The organism is Pseudomonas chlororaphis, from assembly GCA_001023535.1.
GTDB lineage: Bacteria > Pseudomonadota > Gammaproteobacteria > Pseudomonadales > Pseudomonadaceae > Aquipseudomonas > Aquipseudomonas chlororaphis_E.
Window position 1 is genome coordinate 1143420 of record CP011020.1, and the last position, 22340, is coordinate 1165759.

The 22340-nt window shown below is 65.6% G+C and carries 15 protein-coding genes; 9 read left to right on the forward strand and 6 right to left on the reverse strand.

Annotated features, from left to right (window positions below):
• Window position 1: 1 nt before the first annotated feature.
• Window positions 2-7081 carry a toxin gene (locus VM99_04930; protein ID AKJ97424.1) on the reverse strand — a complete coding sequence of 2360 codons (7080 nt, stop codon included), beginning with the start codon at window positions 7079-7081 and terminating at the stop codon, window positions 2-4.
• A 119-nt stretch (window positions 7082-7200) separates the two neighbouring features.
• A complete protein-coding gene (locus VM99_04935; GenBank protein AKJ97425.1) occupies window positions 7201-8025 on the reverse strand; it encodes a hypothetical protein in 825 nt (274 codons plus the stop codon).
• Between the two features lie 231 nt (window positions 8026-8256).
• Between VM99_04935 and VM99_04940 the strand changes: the two genes are divergently transcribed.
• The gene (locus VM99_04940) at window positions 8257-8907 is read left to right on the forward strand and encodes a hypothetical protein (GenBank protein AKJ97426.1); all 651 of its coding nucleotides are present in this window, start codon (window positions 8257-8259) and stop codon (window positions 8905-8907) included.
• A gap of 37 nt (window positions 8908-8944) precedes the next feature.
• Here VM99_04940 and VM99_04945 read toward each other — a convergent pair whose 3' ends face one another.
• Genes VM99_04945 through VM99_04960 form a run of 4 tightly spaced genes read right to left on the reverse strand, consistent with a single transcriptional unit; the run spans window position 8945 to window position 13338 of the window.
• Complete coding sequence (locus tag VM99_04945; GenBank protein ID AKJ97427.1) at window positions 8945-10639, reverse strand: precorrin-3B C17-methyltransferase; 1695 nt, start codon at window positions 10637-10639, stop codon at window positions 8945-8947.
• Window positions 10639-11370, reverse strand: a complete 732-nt coding sequence (locus VM99_04950; GenBank protein ID AKJ97428.1) for a precorrin-2 C20-methyltransferase — start codon at window positions 11368-11370, stop codon at window positions 10639-10641. The genes VM99_04945 and VM99_04950 overlap by 1 nt, the downstream gene beginning before the upstream one ends.
• Window positions 11370-11996, reverse strand: coding sequence for a precorrin isomerase (locus VM99_04955; protein AKJ97429.1), 627 nt, complete (start codon window positions 11994-11996; stop codon window positions 11370-11372). Before VM99_04955 ends, VM99_04950 begins: the two co-directional genes overlap by 1 nt.
• Window positions 11989-13338, reverse strand: a complete 1350-nt coding sequence (locus VM99_04960; GenBank protein AKJ97430.1) for an oxidoreductase — start codon at window positions 13336-13338, stop codon at window positions 11989-11991. The genes VM99_04955 and VM99_04960 overlap by 8 nt, the downstream gene beginning before the upstream one ends.
• 365 nt (window positions 13339-13703) lie before the next feature.
• Here VM99_04960 and VM99_04965 point away from each other — a divergent pair, with 365 nt between their 5' ends.
• The 8 genes from VM99_04965 to VM99_05000 all read left to right on the forward strand — a co-directional run bounded on the left by VM99_04965 (window position 13704) and on the right by VM99_05000 (window position 22287).
• A complete protein-coding gene (locus tag VM99_04965; protein ID AKJ97431.1) occupies window positions 13704-14915 on the forward strand; it encodes a precorrin-6Y C5,15-methyltransferase in 1212 nt (403 codons plus the stop codon).
• A complete protein-coding gene (locus tag VM99_04970; protein AKJ97432.1) occupies window positions 14908-16005 on the forward strand; it encodes a cobalt-precorrin-6A synthase in 1098 nt (365 codons plus the stop codon). The genes VM99_04965 and VM99_04970 overlap by 8 nt, the downstream gene beginning before the upstream one ends.
• Window positions 16002-16730 (forward strand): cobalt-precorrin-6X reductase, encoded by a 729-nt coding sequence (locus VM99_04975; GenBank protein AKJ97433.1) that lies wholly within the window; start codon window positions 16002-16004, stop codon window positions 16728-16730. Before VM99_04970 ends, VM99_04975 begins: the two co-directional genes overlap by 4 nt.
• Window positions 16731-17133: 403 nt before the next feature.
• Window positions 17134-17532 carry a hypothetical protein gene (locus VM99_04980; protein ID AKJ97434.1) on the forward strand — a complete coding sequence of 133 codons (399 nt, stop codon included), beginning with the start codon at window positions 17134-17136 and terminating at the stop codon, window positions 17530-17532.
• A gap of 48 nt (window positions 17533-17580) precedes the next feature.
• On the forward strand, window positions 17581-18060 hold the full coding sequence (locus VM99_04985; protein AKJ97435.1) for a copper chaperone: 480 nt from the start codon (window positions 17581-17583) through the stop codon (window positions 18058-18060).
• Between the two features lie 56 nt (window positions 18061-18116).
• Window positions 18117-18509, forward strand: coding sequence for a hypothetical protein (locus VM99_04990; GenBank protein ID AKJ97436.1), 393 nt, complete (start codon window positions 18117-18119; stop codon window positions 18507-18509).
• A gap of 80 nt (window positions 18510-18589) precedes the next feature.
• The gene (locus VM99_04995) at window positions 18590-20716 is read left to right on the forward strand and encodes a TonB-dependent receptor (GenBank protein AKJ97437.1); all 2127 of its coding nucleotides are present in this window, start codon (window positions 18590-18592) and stop codon (window positions 20714-20716) included.
• 191 nt (window positions 20717-20907) lie between these two features.
• Entirely contained in the window at window positions 20908-22287 is a 1380-nt protein-coding gene (locus tag VM99_05000; GenBank protein ID AKJ97438.1) for a peptidase, read from the forward strand.
• Window positions 22288-22340: the final 53 nt, after the last annotated feature.

A 22340-nucleotide genomic window follows, 5' to 3' on the forward strand; every position in this document is an offset into this window, starting at 1 on the left:
ATCAATCCACCGGGTGAGTGGCCACCGCCTTCGAGGCGCTGGCCAGGGCCTTGAGCGTTGCACTGCCCTGGGGGTCCCGCCAGGCGAGCAATACCTGCACCAACGTCGAGACGGCATACCTTCGCGCCTCTGCGAACGCCAGTTGCAGGTTATTGCGCACGGAGGCATCGCGAGCGTTCGCGTCACGCAGGATCACGCTGTGCCCGCTGTCCGGATCAATGATCACCAGGTGTTCCTCGACCAGGCTCAGCATCAGCCTGTCCGGCTCATCCACCTCCCAGACCAGGCTGACGGGACGCTTCGCCGGGGTATCCGGCAAATGCCAGCCGTCGAGGATGACTGACTCGAGTTTCAACCAGAGCGCCTTGGTCAACCGGCAACCGGTCGCCCCCTGCCCCATGCGCAAGACCAGGGTAGTGACATCGTCCGGCAACAGCGGCAAAACCTCATCGACCTTCATCGCCCCCTCGACAACCAACACCTCGGCATTGCGCTGGACATAATCGAGCGGCCCGGCGCTCGCCCGGTCGGGATAGGTCAACAACCGGCGATCCTTGTCTTCGTGCAGCAATACGTTGCGCCGCTGACGAGTGCCCAGCACGGCAAACGACTCGGGTATCGCGGCCCGCGGCACGCGGATCATCCGGCCGGTTTCAACCACCAGCCACTTCAGGCTGTCGTCAGTCTCGATCGACAACAGCGCGGCGTGGGGCTGGCCGTCCACCAATCGCCTGAGGTTTGCGGACAGCTCGCCCACCTGAGTGGCGACCCAGGCCTGGGTGACGCCGCAGATCATCGCCGGCTCCCGGTCACGCAAACGCATCACCACGCCGTCGAATGTGACACCCCGCAACCCCGTTCCCTCGACGGTGAGCCCGGCAAACTGACACGGCGCCCATTCGCGCGTTGCCACGGGCAGCGCGCCCGCCTGCAACAGCTTCGCCCCTTCGGCAAACGCGACCTCCAGGCCCTGCGGGTCGATAAAGCTCTGGCGCTGGACTTCGCCACTGGCCACGTCGAATAACCAGGCCGCCTCGCTGTCCGGGGTCATGCCCAACAGGCGCACCTCCCGGCCCGAGCCCAGATCGGCCAGCACCAGCCGACCACCGAGGTACCAGGCGCACAACGCCGCGTCGCCGCTGGCGTTGCGCAACCCGACGATGGCCAGGCGTTCGGCCGCGTAGTGCCGGGCCAGCGGCGCCAAGGCCTGCCACCAACGCGGGTGGTCCTTGAGCCACGCATCGCTGACACCGCCCAACGTCAGTTGGCCCTGTTCCGTCAGGTTGAAGAACAGGCCCTGCGAGGTCAGCGCCACGTAGCCACTCTCGACGGCGACGACATGTTCGAGGTTTTCCGGCTGAATCCAGGCCTGCGACCGCTGCCCCGTCGCCGAGCGCTGCTGGCGGCACAGCGTCTGGTCGAGCGCGTAGTAGATGACAAACACGTCATCGTCGCCGGCCGGCGTGAGCAGGGTCATGTCGGTCATGTGCTTGATCGAGTCGTTCCAACCGCGATAGCGGTGCCCGGGGCTCGTCGAGGGACGGATGATCAACCGGTCGCTGCGGCGCACCCAGGCCATGTCGCGCCAATGGGTGCGGATTTTCCAGCACACCGACACGAACGCCGCCGGCTGCCAGTCGACATTCACGAATGCTTGGTCACCGCTGTCCGGCGCGAAGGCGTGATAGCTGCCGAGCACCTGCGACCAGTCGGCCAGCGTGTCACGGGCGCTGAGCAGCGCTTCCAGCGCGTTGTCCCGGTCGCGGATGATCGAGCTCAGCACCAGTTGCCCGTCATGAATCACATAGACCAGCACATCGCTGGCCCGGTCCTGGCGGGTGATTTGCTGCTCCACGTGAATCACCCCCTGGGCGTCAGCCTCGATGCGGGTGATCCGCATGGCGCCGGCGGCCACGCCGGTATTGACCAGCAAACGATACCGGTGGCTGAGCAGCCCGGTCGCGGCATCGACCTGCCATATCAGGAAGTTCTCCGGCTCGTAGAACCAGGCGTAGCCGCCTGCCACCGCGCCCAGCAACGCGTCCTCGGCCTCCAGCACATCCTCGTCGCGGATGTAGAGGAAACGGTCCTGCCCTGCGTCGTACCAGGCCGTGGTGGTGCGCGGTTCGTCGGGTTTCTCGAACGGAATCGGGTAATGGCGCACCTGCGTGTACGGCATCACCAGGCGATGGGCGCGGGCCATGGCCTTGAGGTGCGCCTGCAACGCCTGCCGGTCCATGCCCGGCGGCACGTCCTGTTCCACCAAGGCCAGTTCACGCTCGCCCAGCACAAACTGGAACACCTGGTCGTTGCGCAGTCGCAGCAACGTCTGGTGACGACCGGCCCCGGAGAACGTGACCGATACGCCCCCCACGAACAGTTTCCCGGAAGGCTCAATGCGTACGTCGCTTTCCTCGGCCCAGACTGCCTCGAGCACCCAACTCGAGGTGCGGGCCCCTGGCGACTCGAGGGTCAGGCTCACGCCGGGATTGAGCGCCACGGTGCACCGCTGGCCGCCCCCCTGGATCCGGTAGGTCACGGTGTCGCGCCAGGCCGGCGGGATGACCGGCACCGCCAGCGAGCGCTCGACGGCGTCGAGCAGCACGTCGATCACCGTAGGCCGGTAGGCCGGCACCGTCAGGCGATGGAGGATGTACTCGCTGGGAAACGAATAGAAGGAAAACAGGAACAGCCATTGCCCCTCAGCGTTCTTTTTCTCCAGGCGCCGCGCCACATCGAACCCGAGGTCATGGCGCAGCGTGGCGAAAGGCAGCGCCTTGTATTCATAGCCGTAGCAAGTTTGCGGCGTGCACGGCAGGACCAGGGCTTGTCCGGCCGGCACCGTGAACGGGACGCGCTCCGGCAGTGCCAGTTCTCGGCGAATGTCGATCGCCCGCGCGTAATCGGCATCAAACGTCGGCACACCGAAATGGTCTCGCAGCGGGTACAGTTTCGGGCCGTCCAGCCTCAGTTCGCCGCTCGCCAGGTCCAGCGCCTGGACGATCAGCGACGCCCGCGGCAGCCAGGCACGGTGGGTCGCCTCGTACCGATAGGCCTGGAGATGGGCCTTCGCCACGTCATCGAAAAACAGCCCGACCTGCCGGGCCTCTTCGGCAATGCCGGCGAAGCCCTGGGCCAGTGCGGCCACGCCCACCGCCAGGCCACCCAGGATGACGGCGGTGCCACCGAGCACCGCGCCAGCGGTGGCACCGGCGGCATAAGCCCCCACCGACAACAGCAGCCCGGCGGAGTCGAACGCCAGTTGCGTGCCGAACTGGGCACGGGCCACCTCGTCCTGGGCGGTGACCAACTGGTAGATGTCGAAGCCGACATTCGCCAGTTGCAGCAGCCCACTGGTCGCTTCACTGATGCTGCCGCCCACGGCGGCCTTGACCACAGGCGCCACGGTGTCGGCGATCAACCGATCCTCGGCCAGTGCCTGCCGGACCAGGCCGACGAGGCCGGCGATGTCAGCCACATTACCGTGCACCAGTTGCGCATAGTTGACATAGGCATGCAGGCGAACCGCCAGGGACAGCGGCCGGTCGGGCCCTTCCTGGGCCCTCAGCGCGTTCATCAGCGCCTGCACGGCGAAGCCGGCGTTCAGGGTGTGGACGCCGCCCACTTCGGTGGGATCGACCGGCACGGCGGGCCGGTTGGCCAGGGAGGTAAAACATTCCGCCAGATACTGTTTGATCCGCGGCAGGCGAGCGTCCTCCGTGCGGACCTGCACCAGGTGCTCGGCGCTCGACGGATCGATGAAACTCATGCGATAGGCGCCCACCGTCGTCACCTCCAGGGTGTCGAACAGCGGCACCAGCCCGGGCGCCAATCGATTGGCCTGCCGCAGGTCGGACGTCACCTGTGCCATCTGCCGCGCCCAGCCGTGACCGTCCAGCGCCAACAGGCAACTGCCCAGGCGCGGGTTGCTCATCAGCGACTGCCCACGGGCCGAGGCCAGCCGCTGCCTGACCGGGGGTTTCGACTGCTCCGGCAAGCCGCCCGGTTGCAGCAGGTCGACGACTCGCACCGCCCCCGGCAATGCCAGCCTGGACACCCGGGCGCCGTCCAGCTCGATCAGGTCGAACGTCGGCAATGCCGCATCGCCATAGGCCGCGTATTGGCCGGCCATGCCCTGTTGGACGAAGAACCGGTTCAACGCCTGCCCGAACCGCGCCGGGTGCTCGAACTCGAACACGCCAAAATTGGGATCGTAGAAGTGATAAGTGCCTTGCTCGCCCTCGAAGGTTTTGGCCACCAGCATCGCGTGGTTATCGGAATTGAGCATCAGCGTGCTGGTGGCGGTCCGGGCCTTGAGAATCCGCACCACCTCGTCCAGGCTCGAACGCGCCAGGGCGCTGCCGACGTCGCCGACCTGTACGTCGCGCAAGGACTCCAGGCTGTTGAGGAAGGTCACCGAGTCGCTGCCCTCGGGTTCGAGCACCCCGAGGTAGAACCGCCCGCGCAAGGTATAGGCCGCCGACGCGCCTTCTGTCAGGGCGGCAGCCATGGCCAGGGCCAGCGGGTAGCACCGCCCGCCCACCCTATCGCCCGAGCCCTGGAGCAGCAGGTCCTGGGGCACGAGTTTGATCGCGGCGTTGTCGAAAACATCGAGGACATTGCCCAGGCGCTCGGCGATCCGATCGCGATATTCCAGCTTGGCCACCTGCTGGATCCGTGCCGCCAGGCGGCCCCACTGGCGCAACGTCATCGGTTGCTCCAGGGCGTTTTTCTTCAAGTCCAAGGCCGTTTCACCATGGGCCGGCGGATCCACCGGGTGGCCCAGCCCGGCGAGAAATGCCGGTGCCTGGTGCTGGTACAGCAAGCGCTCGATCGTCGCGTAACGGCCGGCGGTGCCCAGTTCGACGAGGCTGTTGGCCAGGTTCTCGACCTGCGGCCGCAGCGCGTCGAAGCTGCGGTTGTCCAGGGATTTGGCCCCCACCAATGCACCGAGCTGCAAGCGTTGCAGCGGGCTCAACTGGGCGAATTCGAAAGCTCCTTTGGCAAACCGCCCCAGCAGTTCGTCGATGGACAACTGGCGGGTCTGCGAATCGCCCAACGAGGCGGGGGGCAATACAACCGCGTCCTGGGCCCGGATCGCCTGGCGCTCATCGAAGCTAAGGGGGATGGCCTTGTTGAACGTCACCGCGCCGTCATAGCCCTGGCTCAGCCTGTTCACGAACGGCTCGCCCAGCTCATCGGCCAGGTGCTGCAACAACTCGGTCGATAACACGTGCCGGCCCTCGACCAGCGGCCAGCCATCGTCGAACTCCAGCGTCCGGTGCTGCAGCAGTTGCTTGAGGTCCCCCTGATAGCGGGCCTTGAATCGCCCGTCCTGCCAGCGCTGTTGTTCATCGGCAAGCCATTGCACGGTGTCGTTCTGGTTCTCTTTCCAGGAATGGTCCAGCTCTTCCTCGGTGGCCAGGTTGACCGTGTCGGCGGCGTCGATGGTCATCTGCCTGCGCCACTCCAGGGCCGTTCGCGGGGTCAGGTTCGCTCGCTCGTAGTCCGTCATGCCGTCGCGCATGGCGGCCGGCCCGGTGAGGTAGATCGTCACCTCGCTCTGCGGGCGGAGACCATCGCTGTAGTAGGTGGCGGCGGCGTGAGCCAGGAGCGACACCGCCAACTCATCTTCCGCCGTCAGCTCATGCAAGGGGCCGAACACTTGTGTCGCGACCTGGGTCGCCAGTGCGATCAAGCCCTCGACATCGGTCAGGCCGGTGTTCTGTTCATCGGCCAGGCGCGCGGTGGCCTCGACGATTTCATAGTTGAGCCGGAACCGCTCGATCACCGCTTCGAGCATGGCCGAGCCGGGGTGGGCCATCAGGAACGCATTGCTCAGGGTGTGTCGCTGGGCAACCGCCCGCAGCCCGTCCAGGGGCGCCAGGCGCTCCAGCGGAGTACGGAACACCTGCTTGAGCTCGGGTCGGCTGGCGGCAAACCGTTCCAGTGCGGCACGGTACTGCGCCGGAATCTGGTTGGAATAGCCGGTGTAGCGATCGCGTATGGCCTGGCGGCCCGGCATCCACTCGGGGTTGTGATCCAGCAACAGTTGCAACACCCCCAGGCGCGCGTCGGTCTTGAACGCCCGGATGTCCACCTCGCCGAGTTGATCCAGCAGCGGCGGCAGGCTATCGACGTCGGCGTATCGCCCCCCTTCGGTGAACAACGCCTCGACCCGCACGATATCGGACGCTGCCGCGAAATTACCGCGCAGGCTGATCTCGCGCTGGTAGAGCCCTTGCAGTTGCAGCGACACCTCACCACTGCCCAGGTCACGCAAGATCACGCCGCTTTCGCCCAAAGCCGCGACACTCTGTTGATTGGCCCGCTTCAAGGCACGCAGTCGTGCTTCATCCTGGCCATAGGCGCGAACCAGCAAATCGATGCGCGCAGCGTCGGCGCTGGTGCCCTTTGCCACCGCTTGGGTGATATGTGCGTACATCTGCTGCTTGAGGACGATGGCGCGTTCTTCATAGCGATCACCCAGTTCGATCGCATCGGTAATGACGTCCCCACCATCGAGCATGGCATGGGCCTTGGCTGCTTCGACGATGATCCGGTTGGTTTCATAAGCCAGCAATGCATCGCTGTCGTACCAGAGCCTGAGCGAGTGCCCCTGGGGCGCCATCACCTGCTGCCAGAGGTTGATGTAGTCGCGCTGGATGGCACCGACGCCGCCCCCCAGCCAGGCAAAATGCAGGTGCTTCGGCACCTCGGTGGCGGGCTGTTTCAATTGTTCCAGGCTGCTGTGCAGGCGCGCCTCGAACCCTTCCACACGGCGGTAGATGTGCGTCAGGCTGCCGAGGTTTTCTTCCGCGCTCGCCGGCGGCGACGGCTCCGAGGCCCGGCGCTGGCGACGGTTGCCGCCCAACGCGCCCAGCGCCTGCTTGAGCAACCCCAAGGGCTCGAGCATCTGCGGGCTGTCCAGCGAAGCGATGCAACCGGTGTAATAACGCAACACGGCATCATATTGATCGGTGCCCTGGTAGGCCGCCAAGGCATGTTCAAGGTCTTTCAACTTGAACACATTCAGGAAACTGACAAAATCCTCGGCCATTGAATCATTGGCGCCACTCATAAAGTAAATACTTCCCTGTATCGTTCATCCACCGTCAGCCGCCATTGAATAACCGCCTGCATGAACAAGCGGTTATTCAAGGCCGACGCAAAACTGTTAGTTATGAAGTGCGAGGATGATCAGGCCAACCGGCGCCGACTGAACCGTTGACGCAAGACTTGCCGACGATGTTCGCCAAGATACTCTTCGATCTCGCCCCGAAACTCTTCATAGCGGGCCGGATTGAATGTCACGAACGACTTGCCGCGAAAAATATCCCGCGCCGAAGCCTGCCAATTCACAAAAAGAACACCGCCGTTGCTGGAAGTGCCGTGCTGGCGTATCGACGTCGACGAGGCAATGAGCACGCCATTGGCCAATTGTTCGCAGGGGATGACCGACAGGCGCGCGCCTTCGGCGGTCTTGACCTGACCGTTGTACAAGGCGAGGGTCTTGTCGTCTTTCTTCAGGCCTTCGAGGGTGGTGTCCACCACGGCACCGAGCACCGAGACCGCCGGGACGCTGGCCTTCACGCCATCGATGATGCCCTTGACGATATCGCTGATCACGTAATCCATGTCCACCCGGGTCGAACGCTCGGAGTAGCGGGTATAGCCGTCATCGGCGATGAAGCAGCCGAGGTCGCGCAGGCACTGGATGAAAGCGTCATACCAGGCCAGAGTGTTCTTGCCGGTGGGGACTTCATAGTTGGCTTCCATGATTGCCATGGTCATCAGGTTTTCCATGATCGCCATGTTGTTGAGCGACATGTTGTGGCCATAGCCCAGCAGCGCGTCGCCCAGCATCAGCGCATCCAGCGCCCGGGTCGGGTTGTCATCGTGCTGCACGCCGACGCTGCGACGCATGCGTCGGCTGGTGGAAGCCAGGGGTTTGCGCCGGTTCAAGCGGCCCCTGATCAATTCAATGCTATGGGCAATGTCGAGTTCACTTTCCAACGTATTCATACAATATCCTTATTGAGTTGATGACCGCTCCTGCGGTTCAGCGACAATCTAGTTCAGTCATTTAAAAAACCACAACTCCAGCTGATTACAACGTATGTAGATCAATTATTGTTTTGACCGCTCATATTTACTCTCAAATAAAACCCTCCCATCATTTCAAACAATGCGGAGGCTGCGCTATAAAAAACATCGCAACCTACTCACGTTGTTATTTGTACTGGAGCAAACTTCATGAGCCCTGCAACTTTCTCGGGACTGGTCACAGGCCCGAACTTATTTTCTTATATCGGCGCTTTGCACCTGCAAGAGCACGATGACCTTGCCGACTGCCACAATATCGCGACGAAATCGGCGGACCTGGCCCACCACCGCTATCTCGCCGCCAAAGACTGGTTCGAAGAATACGTGCGCACCCTCTGGTTCCTCGGGTGGTCGCTGTACGGCGACGCCATCAACACCCGCACGGCCCATGTCGTCGCCGGTTCCGTGGCGGACTTCCTGGTACAGAGCGCGGCCGCGATGAAAGATGTACGCCAGGCGAATGCGATGATCGACACGCTGGACAACTTGCAGTCCGATCACGGGGCCCTGTCATCCTTCGATGGCGAAACCCGCCAGGGAGAAACCTTCCAGGTCATCCCGGCGCGATACGACGCACAGGGCCACCTGAACATCGCCCTTTACAAACTCGAACTGAAGGTTGAAACCAGGCGCAGCCGGTTCCTGTTCTGGCAATGGGAGAAACGCTCGGCAACGATCGTCCAGCAACGGGCCTTCCTGCAACTGGACAGGCGCGAATTCGAGGCCAAGCGGACCTTGATGAAAAAGCACCTGGAGGCCCACCGCATGCGCCGGTTTACCTTGAAGAAAACCGCCCCATGAAGCGGCCGGGCATCAAGCGATTGCGCCGGCCATTGGCTCACGCGCCGGGCTTTTCGCCATACCAGCGCGGCGTGTACACCCATTCGCCGCCCCCGCTGCGCGGGAACACACAGGTGGTGGAGGAACCGATCAGCACCATGGTGCGCATGTCCACCTGGTCCGGGGTCAACTGCCCCAGCGTCGTGACCCGCAGGGTCTGGCCCGGGCGGCCGATGTCACGGCCCAGCACCACCGGGGTCTGCGCGGTGCGATGCTGCGCGACGATCTCCAGCGCCCGCCCCAGTTGCCAGGGCCGGGATCGGGAAATCGGGTTGTAGAACGCCAGGGCCAGGTCCGCTTCGGCCGCCAGGTCCAGGCGCTTTTCGATGATCGACCACGGCTTGAGGTTGTCCGACAGCGACATCACGCAGAAGTCATGGCCCAGCGGCGCGCCCGCCTGGGCGGCCGTCGCCAGCGAGGCCGAGACCCCGGGAAGGATCTGCAGGTCGACCGCGTGCCAGCGGGCATCCGTTGCCTCGTGCAACGCTTCGAGGACGGCGGCGGCCATGGCGAACACGCCCGGATCGCCGGAAGAGACCACCACCACGGAACGCCCCTGGGCTGCCAGTTCGAAGGCGTGGCGGGCGCGCTGCATTTCTTCGCGGTTGTCGGTGCAGTGCTGCACCTGGTCGGCCCGGAAAGGGCCGGCCATGCGCACGTAGGTTTCGTAGCCCAGCACATCGGTGGCGCGATCGAGCTCGGCGCGCACCGCCGGCACCATCAACTCGGCAGCGCCGGGGCCCAGGCCGATCACCGCCAGACGCCCGCGCGGGCGACCGATTCGCTGCGGGTCGACGGGCTGCTCGGCCACCGCGACGGCACGTTCGCCCCACACCCGGACCGACGCCGGCTGACCGAGGGTTGCCCCCAGCCATGGGCCAATATCGCCCTCGGCCGGCGCAAACCGCAGCGGTACATTCAGGGCTGCCGCCGCGTCATGCAATTCGCCACGGGCCATGTCGCTGTCCGCCGCCAGCAGGCAGGCCAGCGACTGCACCGCCAGGCCAGCCTCCTCCAAGGTCTCGGCGATGGCCGGTGACGCGCCCGCCGCCAGCGCGACCACGACCGTGCGCGGGTAGATGCGCAACTCGTCCGCCGCCGGCATTCCCGCGGCGCTGTCGACGCGAATCGCCAACCGTGCCTGTGGGTGCTGGGGCAACTGTGCCGGGTCCAGCCACGGCGCGGCCCCGTCGATACGCACCGACGCCCCGGCCAGCAGGTCGGACACGAAGCGCTTGCCCTGCTCCAGGTCGCCGAGGTGATAGCCGCTTGGCGGATTGAGCAGGCAGGTGCCGAAACGCAGTTCGCCGCTGGTGGTGATCGCCGGTGCCACTTGCAGCGCCTGGGCGATTTCCCGGGCCATGACATTGACCCCGCCCAGGCCACCCAACAGTGGCACCACGGCACTGCCATCCTCGGCCACCGCCAGCACGGGCGGCTCCTGGCCTTTTTCCAGCAGCAGCGGCGCCAGGGTGCGAATGACGATGCCGGCGGCGCACAGGGCGATGATCGGCGTGCCCTGTTGATAGAACGCGCGCAGGGTCGCGCCGAACTCGGCGTAGGAACGGTCCGCCCCTTCGACCCGCCCGGCCAGGCCATGGATCAGGGCGTGCGGGTAGCACTGCTGCAGACGCCGGGCCGTGGCGAGGCTGCCCGGCCCCAGGATGATGATGGCGGGAGCGCTGGACGTCATCAACCCTGCCACCGTTCGCCCGGCACGATGATCAACGAGAAGTACGGCGAGGACATCGGTTCGACGTCATCCAGCGGCACGATCTTCTGGTTGGCCATGGTCGCCCGCTCGACATACAGCGCCCGCCCATCGAGGCCCAGTTCCTGGAGCACCTGGCGGACCTTGGGGAAGTTGCGCCCCAGCTTCATGATCACCGCCGCATCGGCGTCAGCCAGGCGGCGCTTGAGTTCTTCATGGGGCAACACGCCGGAGAGCACCGACAGGCTCTGGTTGCGGTACACCAGCGGCGCGCCGAGCACCGAGGCACCACCCAGCATCGAGCACACGCCCGGAATGACCTCGGCGTCGTAGCGCTCGGCCAGGCGATCGTGCAAGTACATGTAGGAGCCGTAGAAGAACGGATCGCCCTCGCAGATCACCGCCACGTCGCGGCCGGCATCCAAGTGCACGGCCAGCTGTTCAGCGGCGGTGTCGTAGAAGTCGGCGATGACCTGTTCGTAGGACAGCGGCGCCGGCAACGCTTCGGTGGTCACCGGGTAGACCAGCGGCAGTAGGGTTTGCGCGTCCTGCAAATGGGCTTCGATGATGCCGAAGGCGTTGCCTTTCTTGCCCTTGGCGACGAAGTACGCCACCACCGGCGACTCGCGCAGCAGGCGCAGGGCCTTGACGGTAATCAGTTCCGGGTCACCGGGCCCCACGCCGAGGCCGATCAGACGTCCAGGCTGCTGCATCATTCAACCTCCGTGGCGAGGGCGTTGACGGCGGCCGCGGCCATGGCGCTGCCGCCCAGCCGGCCCTGCATGATCACGAACGGTACGCCGCGACTGTTGGCCGCCAGCATTGCCTTGGACTCGGCAGCGCCGACGAAGCCCACCGGGAAGCCCAGGATCAGCGCCGGTTTCGGGGCGCCGGCGTCGAGCATTTCCAGCAGGTAGAACAGCGCGGTCGGCGCATTGCCGATGACCACGACGCTGCCTTCCAGATGTGGCCGCCACAGTTCCAGGGCGGCGGCAGACCGGGTGTTGCCCAGTTCGAGGGCCAGCGCCGGCACGCGTTCGTCACGCAAGGTGCAGATCACCGGGTTGTTGGCGGGCAGGCGGGCACGGGTCACGCCTTCGCTGACCATCCGCGCATCGCAGAGGATCGGCGCACCGGCGGCCAGCGCCTGGCGTCCGGCCGTGCCGGCACCTTCGGAAAACTGCAGACCGTCGACGGCTTCGACCATGCCGCAGGCGTGGATCACCCGCACCGCGAGTTTCTCCAGGTCGGCCGGAATGCGCGCCAGGTTGGCCTCGGCGCGGATGATCGCGAAGGAGTTGCGATAGATCTCCTGACCGTCGCGGATGTAATCAAGCATCAAGGGGGCTCCGGGGGCGAGCGGCGAGCCAGTGGCCGACCGCTTCAATAGTCAGATTGTGCGCCTGCAACGCGCCGAAACCCGGCAGCGTGGCGTCGCGAAGATACAGGTCGTAGCGACCGGGGGCGACCGCCAGCAAGGTGACGGGCGCGGTGTGGGCCGCCGCGCAGGAACGCGGGCACCCGGACAGGTGAACCTTCAAGCTCCGGCCATGGTGTTGCAGCCACCCGGCCAACTGCCGGGCATCGTCCTTGGTGTCGGCCAACGCCTTGCCGCAGCCGCTGGAACCGGTGCAGGCGATCAGTTGTGCCAGGGGTTGGTCCACCGCGTTCAGCAGGCCCAACCCTGCGAGACGCGCCAGCACCTCGTCCGCGCCCTGGCGACGGACATTGGGCAGCAGAAGGCTTTGCCAGGGCGTGAAGCGCAGCGTGCCGTCCCCTCGCTCCCGGGCCAATTGCGCCGCGCCGCGCAACATGCCGGTGTCGAGCCGGCCGAGGGGCGCTGCAGCGCCGACATAGCAGCGTTCGTCGTGCTGGGCGTGAATGCCGATGTGCAGGCCATCGCTGGACGCCCCTCGCCGCCAGCCGCTGCACGGGTGCAACGAGATGCGGCGAGCCAGTCGCTGGATGAATTCAGCGTGGGGACATTCGGCCAGCAGATGACGCATGCGTATCTGGTCCGGGCGCGCCAGGTCGAGGAACAGCTCCAGCACCGCCACCACCAGGCCGTGCCCTTCGGCCAGGGGCACGGCGCCGGCCGGTTCGTCCCGGGGCGAACCGGCCAGCCCGAACGCCAGCCAAGGTTCGTCGCCGCGTACCCAGGCCGACAGCCACAGGTCATGATGGTGATCGAGCATCGCCAGCGCCTCGCCGCCGTCCAGTTGCACGGCGAACTTGGCCGACAGCTCCGGGAAGCGTTCGTGGGTTTGCAGGGTGACGAGAATCTCGGCGGCCAGCGCACGGGTATCGAACAGCGCCTGTCGATCGATGCCGGCCGTGGGGCTGAGCATCAGGTTGCGCACGTCGTCGCCGGCCGGTTTGCGTGGGCCAAGGCCGGCGGCGAGCAAGCACTCGATCAGGGCGGCGTGCTCGGCACCGATTCCGCGGATCTGCAGGTTGGCCCGGTTGGTCGCCTCGATCACCCCACCGGCGAACCGCTCGGCCGCCGCCGCCACGGCCTCGGCCTGGTCGGCCTGGATGGCGCCGCCGTCGAGCTTGATCCGGCAGATCCCACCGTCCAGCGCCTGGACGACGCGCAGCAACCCCGGACAACCCGAGGGACGCATGACGCTGGAGGATGGATGTTCGTTCAAGGGACAACCGGTCAATGAGACACGCCGCATCGGCGAAGGAGCGCCATTATGCCTGCTTTGCCGGGGGGCATGAAAAGCTTGCCGGTCGGATTGTGCGCCGCGGCGTCAAGAATCCGGGCGTTCGGGCTGAGGCATCGCGGTTGAAGGTGCCGCCGTCTTCGCGGGCAAGCCCGCTCCCACAATGTTATTTGGCAGACTCGATATGTGTGTGTCCGCCACAGATCCCGTGTGGGAGCGAGCTTGCTCGCGAAGGCGGGCTGGCTGAGACGCTGATGTCGGATGGCAAGCCTTGCTCCCACGGGTTCGCATGCTGATCAGGGCGCGCGGTATGATGGCGGCCCGGTTTGCGGGGGCGAGACTTCGCCGACCCCATCCACCTGATTCGAGGAACAGAGATGACCCCCTGGCTGACCGTAGTGGGCATCGGTGAAGACGGCTTCAAGGGCCTGGGCCGCACGGCTCGCCATGCGCTGCTGCGGGCTTCGCACATTGTCGGCAGCCCTCGCCAGCTGGCGCTGTTGCCGGTGTGCATCCGCGGCGAACGGGCATCGTGGCCCAACCCGTTTTCCCTGGACTCACTGCTGGCGCGACAGGGCGAGCCGGTGTGCGTGCTCGCCAGTGGCGACCCCATGTTCTATGGCGTCGGCGCCAGCCTGTCCAGGCAGGTCCCGGGGGATCAGATGCTGATCATCCCGGCACCGTCTTCCTGCTCACTGGCGGCGGCGCGCATGGGTTGGCCGCTGCAAGAGGTGGTCACCCTGTCGCTGGTGGCGCGGCCCCTGGCGGCGCTCAATGCGCACCTGTCCACCGGCGTCAGGCTGCTGCTGCTGAGCAATGACCGCCACAGCCCCGCCGCCGTGGCGGCCTTGCTGCGCGAACGTGGGTTCGGCGCCAGCCGCATGAGCGTGCTGGAACACCTCGGCGGCGCGGCGGAACGGCGCATCGACGCCACTGCCGACCAATGGCCCGACGCGGCGGTTGCAGACCTCAACCTGATCGCCCTCGAATGCCAGGCAGAGCCGTCGGCGTTGCGCCTGTCGCGCCTGGCCGGGTTGCCGGACAGCGCCTTCGAGCACGACGGCCAGTTGACCAAGCGTGATGTGCGCGCCGTGACCCTGGCACGCCTGGCCCCCACGCCGGGTGAGTTGCTCTGGGATGTCGGCGCCGGCAGCGGTTCCATCGGTATCGAATGGATGCGCGCCCACCCCAGCTGTCGGGCCCTGGCGATTGAAGCCGACGAAGGCCGCCAAGGCTTGATCGAACGCAACCGCGACCGCCTCGGCGTGCCGGGCCTGCACCTGATCCGCGGCCGGGCCCCGCAAGCGCTGGAAGGACTGGAGCGCCCGGACGCGGTGTTCATCGGCGGCGGTGTCACCCGCGAAGGCGTGCTCGATGCCTGCTGGGCGCAACTCAAGCCCGGCGGTCGGCTCGTGGCGAACGCCGTGACGCTGCAAAGCGAGATGACCCTCATGGACTTTCGTGAACGCCACGGCGGCGAACTGACCCGGCTCCACATCGCCCAGGCCCAGCCACTGGGCGAGTTCGACACCTGGCGCCAGGCGTTGCCGATTACCTTGCTGGACCTGACGAAACCCCTCGATGCGTGACGAAACCGCCGAACAACCCGCGCCCCTGCGCAGCGGCCTGACCACCGGCAGTTGCGCCACGGCCACCAGCCTGGCGGCCGCTCGATTACTGCTGCGCGGCACCGAAGCCGATGCCGTGGACATCGTACTGCCCAAAGGCAAGCAGGTGCAGATGCGCCTGGAGTTCTGCCGGCTGACCGAACAAGGCGCCGAAGCCGGGACGATCAAGGACGCCGGCGATGACCCGGACGTGACCCACGGCGCCCTATTGTTTTCCCAGGTGCGCTTGATCGCCGAGCCCGGTGTACGTTTCATCGCCGGCCGCGGCGTCGGCACCGTGACGCGGCCGGGGCTGGTGCTGGCCGTCGGGGAGCCGGCGATCAACCCGGTGCCGCGCAAAATGATCAGCGATCACCTCGGCCGACTGGCCGAAGAGACCGGCTACACCGCCGGTTTCGAAGTCACGGTCAATGTCGAGGGCGGTGAAGCCCTGGCGCTGAAAACCATGAACCCGCGGCTGGGGATCCTGGGCGGCCTGTCGATCCTCGGCACCAGCGGCATCGTCCGGCCGTTCTCCTGCGCGGCCTACATCGCCTCGATCCACCAGGGCATCGACGTGGCGAAGACCAACGGCTACCTGCACATCGCCGCCTGCACCGGCAATGCCAGCGAAGACACCATGCGCCGGGTCTACCAGTTGCCGGAAATCGCCCTGATCGAAATGGGCGATTTCGTCGGCGCGGTGCTCAAGCACGTGCGCAAGGTCCCGGTGGACAGGCTCAGCCTCTGCGGCGGCTTTGGCAAAATCAGCAAGCTCGCCGCCGGCCACATGGACCTGCACAGCCGTCATTCGAGCATCGACCTGCCGCAACTGGCGGGTTGGGCCGCGGCGATCGGTGCCGACGAGGCCTTGCAGCAGGGCATCCGCGCCGCCAACACCAGCCAGCAAGCCCTGGCGATGGCCAGCGCGGCCGGCATCGCCCTTGGCGACGCCGTGTGCGAACACGCCCTGGCCTTCGCCCGCAGCGTGGTGCCGGCGCAGGTTCAAGTCGAAGTCTTTGCCATCGATCGCCAGGGCGGGATCGTCGGCCACGCCGGAGCCTTTACATGAAACGCATCCTGCTGCTGGGCGGCGTCACCGAAGCCCTGGCGATCGCTCGCACCCTCGGCCCGTCCCACATCTACAGCCTGGCGGGCGTGGGTCGCGTGCCCACCGACCTGGCGTGCCAGGTACGCGTCGGCGGCTACGGCGGTGCGCAAGGCCTGGCGCAATTCATCCGCGAGCAAGGTATCGACCTGCTGCTGGATGCGACGCACCCCTACGCCGCGCAAATCAGCCACAACGCCGCCCAGGCGGCACGCACCTGCGCCATTGCGTGCTGGGCCCTGCGCCGTCCGGCCTGGCAACCCCAGGCCGGCGATGACTGGCGCGAAGTGGCCGACTGGGCCGAACTGACCCAGGCCCTGCAACCCTTCCAGCGCCCACTGTTCACCCTCGGCCGCGAACCGCTGCAACATCTGCACGAAATTCCCCCCGGACAATTCTGGACCCTGCGCGCCCTGGACGTGTACCCCGGCAACGAACGCTGCGAAGTCATCGGCGCCCGCGGGCCGTTCCACATTCAAGGCGAGCGCGAACTGTTCGAGCGACGGCAGATTGATGTACTGGTCAGCAAGAACAGCGGCAGCACCGCCACCGAACCCAAGCTGGAAGTGGCGCGCGAGCGTGGAGTGCCGGTGCTGGTGTTGAAGCGGCCGGTGTTGCCGGAGGTGGATCGGGTGTTCGAGACGGCAGATCAGGTGCTGCAGGGGCTGCGGCATTTGGTCGGACTATAAACACACAATTGTCGCGCCAAGTGTGATCCGGAGTTCGCGAAAATTCTGCTGGATGAAGCCGCTACTCTATTTTTGAACGGAGAGCAGGAGATGGCGAGGATGATCCTTCGCAATGTCTTCATTGCTATCTGAACCCTGTGGCGAGGGAGCTTGCTCCCGCTGGGCTGCGCAGCAGCCCCAAGCAGGCGAACGTTCTTTTCCTGATAGACCGCGGTGTTCAATTTCAGGGCCGCTTCGCGCCCCAGCGGGAGCAAGCTCCCTCGCCACAACAGCATGCACTTACAAAACTATTGCTACTGTTAATGCAAACCCTGCGACCCTACACCGCACATGGCTTTTTTACTTATCTCCCCCGATCAGGCTAAATACCGCCACCTGATCGCCCAACCGAGCGGATTCGCCCATGTCCCGACAACGGCTTGCATTTGCCTGGATCGCCTGCTTCGCAGTGCTGTTCAACATGCTTGCCATGCCGCTTTCCGGCAATGCGGGGGCGAAAGCGGAGGCCCCGGTCGAGCAGCTGTTGTGGGGCAGCTTCTGCTCCTCCAGCGGCACCAAGATGATGGCGATTTCCCTGGGCAAGCTTGAACAGGCCACGCCACGCAACGACGATCACTCGACCATGCAGCATTGCTGGTGCTGCGCAGGTTCGACGGTCCTGACGGCTCTGAGCGGGCATGTCCCGCAGTTGTACCTGGACGCGCAACCGGCCCACCGCACCGCCTCCCAACGCCCGCTCGACAGCCCCACGCCGCGCCAGCAATGGCCGAACCTCAACCCCCGCGCTTCACCCCTGGTGTGATGGCTGTGCACGACAACACCGTGTCCTGAATCATTCCGGAGAATCACCATGTTGAACCGTCTTATCCTGCTGGCTGCCCTGCTGCTTCCCGTTGGCCTTGCCCAGGCTCATCAATACAAGGCTGGCGAACTCGAGATCGCCCACCCCTGGTCCCAGGAACTGCCGCCCAACGCGCCGACCGTGGCCGCGTATTTCGTGATCCACAACGCAGGCGCAAGCGCGGACACCCTGCTGGGCGTCGATTCGCCGATCGCCGGCAAGGCCGAGCTTCACGAGCATGTGAAGCAAGACGACCTGATGAAGATGCAACCGGTGCCCAGCGTCACCATCGCCCCTGGCGCGACCGTTACGTTCGCCCCGATGGCTTATCACGTGATGCTGCTGGACCTGAAGGACCGCAGCCTGCTGACCGACGGCAAACGCTTTGCCATGACCCTGCATTTCGAGAAAGCCGGGGATGTCACGGTCGACGTGGCGGTGCAGAAGAAAGCCCCGGACGGGACTAAAACCGAAGCCCACACGCACTGATCGCACCGCCCATGCCCTTGTCCCGCGCCAGGCATCCCATGCCCCGTCGTCAGCCCATGAGCCTGACACGCGGCAGCTGGATCAGCCTGTTCGCCATGCTGATGATCTTTATCGGTCCACTGGTTTCCCAGTCGATGCCGATGGATCAGCGCATGCCTTCCTCCATGACCATGAGCATGGACATGGACATGTCGGCGAGCGCCCACGCCGGGCATGAAGCCCCCGCCGCCGAACACTGCCCGCCGCAAAGCGAGCATCACGCGCTGTGGGAGAAATGCGGCTATTGCAACCTGCTGTCCAACTGCCCGGCGCTGCCTGGCGGCCACGGTTTCAGCGTCTTCGACACGCCGCCGGCCCTGACCTTCACCAGCCCGTCCCCCCGCCTGGGCCATGCCCGGCCGTCGTTCTTCCCGGGTGCTCGCACCCGCGCACCACCCCTCGCAGCGTAAGCCCGACACCTCACCAACCGGTCGCACAAGAGCCACAGGCCACCCGACCGTGTCGTCTACGTCTGTTCGATGGAATCATCATGTCCAGGTTTTCTGCCGGCATCGCTTTGGGCTCCGCCCAGGCCAACTGCCCCCCGAATGAGCCACGGGTTCGTTTACCCTCCACAGTCGCCGCCCTGTGCGGCTTGCTACTGACCCCTCACGCCCTGGCCGATGAGCACGATCATCATCAAGGCCAGGTTGAAGAACTGAGCCCGACGGTCATCACCGCCATTGCGCCCAGCTCACCCCTGACCGTCGTCACCAACCCCAAGGACCCACGCCAGCCCGTACCGGCCAGCGACGGCGGTGACTACCTCAAGACCATTCCCGGCTTCGCTCTGGTGCGCAACGGCGGCACCAACGGTGACCCAGTGTTGCGCGGCATGTTCGGCTCACGGCTGAATATCCTCACCAACGGCAGCATGCTGCTGGGGGCCTGCCCCGGTCGGATGGACGCGCCGACGTCCTACATCTCGCCGGAAACCTACGACAAGCTCACAGTGATCAAGGGCCCGCAGACGGTGCTCTGGGGCCCTGGTTCGTCCGCCGGGACCATCCTGTTCGACCGCGAGCCGGAGCAGTTCGGCGAACTGGGCACCCGGGTCAACGCCAGCGTGCTGGCCGGTTCCAACGGTCGCTTCGACAAAGTGCTGGACGCCGCGGCGGGCGGGTCGCTGGGCTACGTACGGGTGATCGGCAACACCGCCCATTCGGACGACTACCGCGATGGCAACAACGACACGGTGCCGTCGCGCTACGACAAGTGGAACGGCGACGTCACCCTGGGCTGGACACCCGACGCCGATACCCTGCTGGAGCTGACCGCCGGCAAGGGCGACGGCGAAGCGCGCTACGCCGGGCGCGGCATGGATGGCTCGCAGTTCAAGCGCGAAAGCCTCGGGCTGCGTTTCGAACGCTCGAACCTGGGCGAGGTGCTGGACAAGGTCGAGGCCCAGGTCTACTACAACTACGCCGACCATGTGATGGACAACTACACGCTGCGCACGCCGTCCGGCACCGGGATGATGGCCGGGCCCATGGCCTCCAACGTCGACCGGCGCACCCTCGGCGCGCGCATCAAGGCCACCTGGCGCTGGGCCGATGTGCAACTGATCAGCGGCCTCGACGCCCAGGTCAACGAACATCGCCAACGCAGCAGCATGGGCGTCGACACCTACAAAGAGCTACCACGCACCAAGGATGCCGACTTCCACAACTACGGCGCGTTCAGCGAGCTGACCTGGTACGCCGCCGACCGCGACAGGTTGGTCACCGGCGCCCGCCTTGACCGGGCCTCGGCCAAGGATTACCGGCAGAGCATCGGCTCCGGCATGATGGCCCGGCCCAATCCCACCGCCGACGACACCCGCGCCGACTCCCTGCCCAGCGGCTTCGTCCGCTACGAGCACGACCTGGCGGACAGCCCGACGACGGTTTACGCCGGCCTGGGGCATGCACAGCGTTTCCCGGACTACTGGGAGCTGTTCTCGGCGAACGCCGGCCCCAGCGGTTCACGCAACGCCTTCGACGCGATCAAGCCGGAGAAGACCACCCAACTGGATGTCGGCCTGCAATACAAGACCGAGACCCTCGAAGCCTGGGCCTCGGCGTATGTCGGGCAGGTGCGCGACTACATCCTGTTCGACTACACGCCCGGCATGATGGGCAGCACCTCCCGGGCCGAGAACATCGACGCGCGGATCATGGGCGGTGAGCTCGGCGCGGCCTATCAGTTGACCGAGCGCTGGAAGGCCGATGCGACACTGGCCTACGCCTGGGGCAAGAACAGCAGCGACGGCAGCGCCCTGGCGCAAATGCCGCCGTTGGATGCCCGCCTGGGCCTGACCTACAGCGCCGACCGCTGGAGCGCCGGTGCGCTGTGGCGCGTGGTGGCGGCGCAGCACCGGGTTGATGAGAACAAGGGCAACGTGGTGGGCAAGGACTACGGCACCAGCTCAGGGTTCGGGGTCTTCTCCCTCAACGGCGCCTATCGCATCAATCAACACTGGAAGGTCAGCAGCGGCGTCGACAACCTGTTCGGCAAAGCCTATGCCGAGCACCTGAACCTGGCCGGCAACGCCGGGTTCGGCTACCCGGCCAGCGACCCGCAAGCCATCAACGAACCGGGGCGCACGCTCTGGACCAAGGTGGATATGAGTTTCTAACCAGCACCGGAGATCTGTCAGCAAGGACACCACTGTGGGAGCGAGCTTGCTCGCGATAGCGAAGGTACATCCAACATCGATGCAAGCTGAACCATTGCTAATCGCGAGCAAGCTCGCTCCCACGGGGTTCGTTTCCACCTTGACTGACCGCCCAACATAACAATCCAATTTGCCCCGCGGAGCGCTTTTTCATGAGCCAACCGAAACCGAATTTCTACAACCTGGCCTGGCGCTGGCATTTCTATGCCGGGCTGTTCGTGGCGCCGTTCATGGTGATGCTGGCCCTGACCGGCATCATTTACCTGTTCAAGCCACAACTCGATCCACTGATGTACGGCAGCCTGTTGAACGTGCCGGCCGGACACCACACCCTGGCGGCGGATGACCTGCTCAAGCAGGTTCGCCAGGCCTACCCCGAGGGCCAGGTCAAACAGTACCTGCCACCGATCAACGCCGAGCGCAGCGCGCAATTCGTGGTGATCGACAAGGGCCGCGAACTGAACGTGTTCATCGACCCTTACCATGGCGACGTCCTCGGCGAACAGGATGCCAAGAACAACCTGCAGGCCATGGCGCGGGCCATTCACGGCGAGTTGCTGATCGGCACCGTCGGTGACCGTCTGGTGGAAATGGCCGCCGGCTGGGGGGTGGTGCTGGTGGTCTCGGGCTTGTTCCTGTGGTGGCCGCGCGGGCAGTCGTCGGCCGGCGTGCTGTGGCCTCGCTGGAACGCCCGCGGCCGCTTGTTCTGGCGCGACCTGCATGTGGTCATCGGTTTCTGGGGCGCGGCCTTGCTGTTGGTGATGCTGCTCAGCGGCATGACCTGGACCGGCTTCTGGGGCAAGCAATACGCCGATCTCTGGAACCGCTTCCCGGCGGCGATGTGGAACGACGTCCCCAAGTCCGACGTCGAGGCGGGCAGCCTCAACAACGCCCACCGCCAGACCGTGCCCTGGGCCATGGAAAACACCCCGATGCCGATGTCCGGCGACCACGCCGAACACATGAACCACGGCGGCGCCCACGAAGGCCCCGCCGCACCGACCGTCAGCCTGCAAGCGGTGCAGGACATCGCCCGCGAGCGCAACGTGGAACCGGGCTACAGCATCACCCTGCCGACCACATCGACCGGCGTGTTCACCATCGCCGTGTTCGCCGATGACCCGCGCAACGACGCGACGCTGCATGTCGACCAATACACCGGCAAGGTCTTGGCCGATGTGCGCTGGGCCCACTACAGCGTGGTCGCCCGCGCCACCGAGACCGGCGTGATGCTGCACGAGGGCAAGATGTTCGGCCCGGTGAACCAGATCCTCGTGCTGCTGATTTGCCTGATGATCCTGCTCAGTGCCGTCAGTGGCCTGGTGATCTGGTGGAAGCGCCGGCCACAGGGCAAGTTCGGCGTGCCGCCCTTGCGTCACGAGCTGCCGACCTGGAAGACCGGGGTCTTCATCATGCTCGCCCTGGCGGTGGTGTTTCCGCTGGTGGGCGCCTCGCTGGTGGTGGTGTGGCTGCTGGATCGGCTGGTGGTGCGCGCCAATCGCCGGGCTGAGGTGGCTTCATCTTCAAGTTGAAGACACCGCGTTAACGGAAGGCGGCGCGAAACCTCTACAATCGCGCCGCCTGT

Coding starts and splice junctions, on each gene's coding strand:
- VM99_04940 (AKJ97426.1), top strand. CDS start 8,257: ATGAGCCCTGCAACTTTCTCGGGACTGGTCACAGGCCCGAACTTATTT.
- VM99_04945 (AKJ97427.1), bottom strand. CDS start 10,639: ATGACGTCCAGCGCTCCCGCCATCATCATCCTGGGGCCGGGCAGCCTC.
- VM99_04980 (AKJ97434.1), top strand. CDS start 17,134: ATGTCCCGACAACGGCTTGCATTTGCCTGGATCGCCTGCTTCGCAGTG.
- VM99_04930 (AKJ97424.1), bottom strand. CDS start 7,081: ATGAGTGGCGCCAATGATTCAATGGCCGAGGATTTTGTCAGTTTCCTG.
- VM99_04955 (AKJ97429.1), bottom strand. CDS start 11,996: ATGCTTGATTACATCCGCGACGGTCAGGAGATCTATCGCAACTCCTTC.
- VM99_04950 (AKJ97428.1), bottom strand. CDS start 11,370: ATGCAGCAGCCTGGACGTCTGATCGGCCTCGGCGTGGGGCCCGGTGAC.
- VM99_04965 (AKJ97431.1), top strand. CDS start 13,704: ATGACCCCCTGGCTGACCGTAGTGGGCATCGGTGAAGACGGCTTCAAG.
- VM99_04990 (AKJ97436.1), top strand. CDS start 18,117: ATGAGCCTGACACGCGGCAGCTGGATCAGCCTGTTCGCCATGCTGATG.
- VM99_04985 (AKJ97435.1), top strand. CDS start 17,581: ATGTTGAACCGTCTTATCCTGCTGGCTGCCCTGCTGCTTCCCGTTGGC.
- VM99_05000 (AKJ97438.1), top strand. CDS start 20,908: ATGAGCCAACCGAAACCGAATTTCTACAACCTGGCCTGGCGCTGGCAT.
- VM99_04970 (AKJ97432.1), top strand. CDS start 14,908: ATGCGTGACGAAACCGCCGAACAACCCGCGCCCCTGCGCAGCGGCCTG.
- VM99_04995 (AKJ97437.1), top strand. CDS start 18,590: ATGTCCAGGTTTTCTGCCGGCATCGCTTTGGGCTCCGCCCAGGCCAAC.
- VM99_04975 (AKJ97433.1), top strand. CDS start 16,002: ATGAAACGCATCCTGCTGCTGGGCGGCGTCACCGAAGCCCTGGCGATC.
- VM99_04935 (AKJ97425.1), bottom strand. CDS start 8,025: ATGAATACGTTGGAAAGTGAACTCGACATTGCCCATAGCATTGAATTG.
- VM99_04960 (AKJ97430.1), bottom strand. CDS start 13,338: ATGCGGCGTGTCTCATTGACCGGTTGTCCCTTGAACGAACATCCATCC.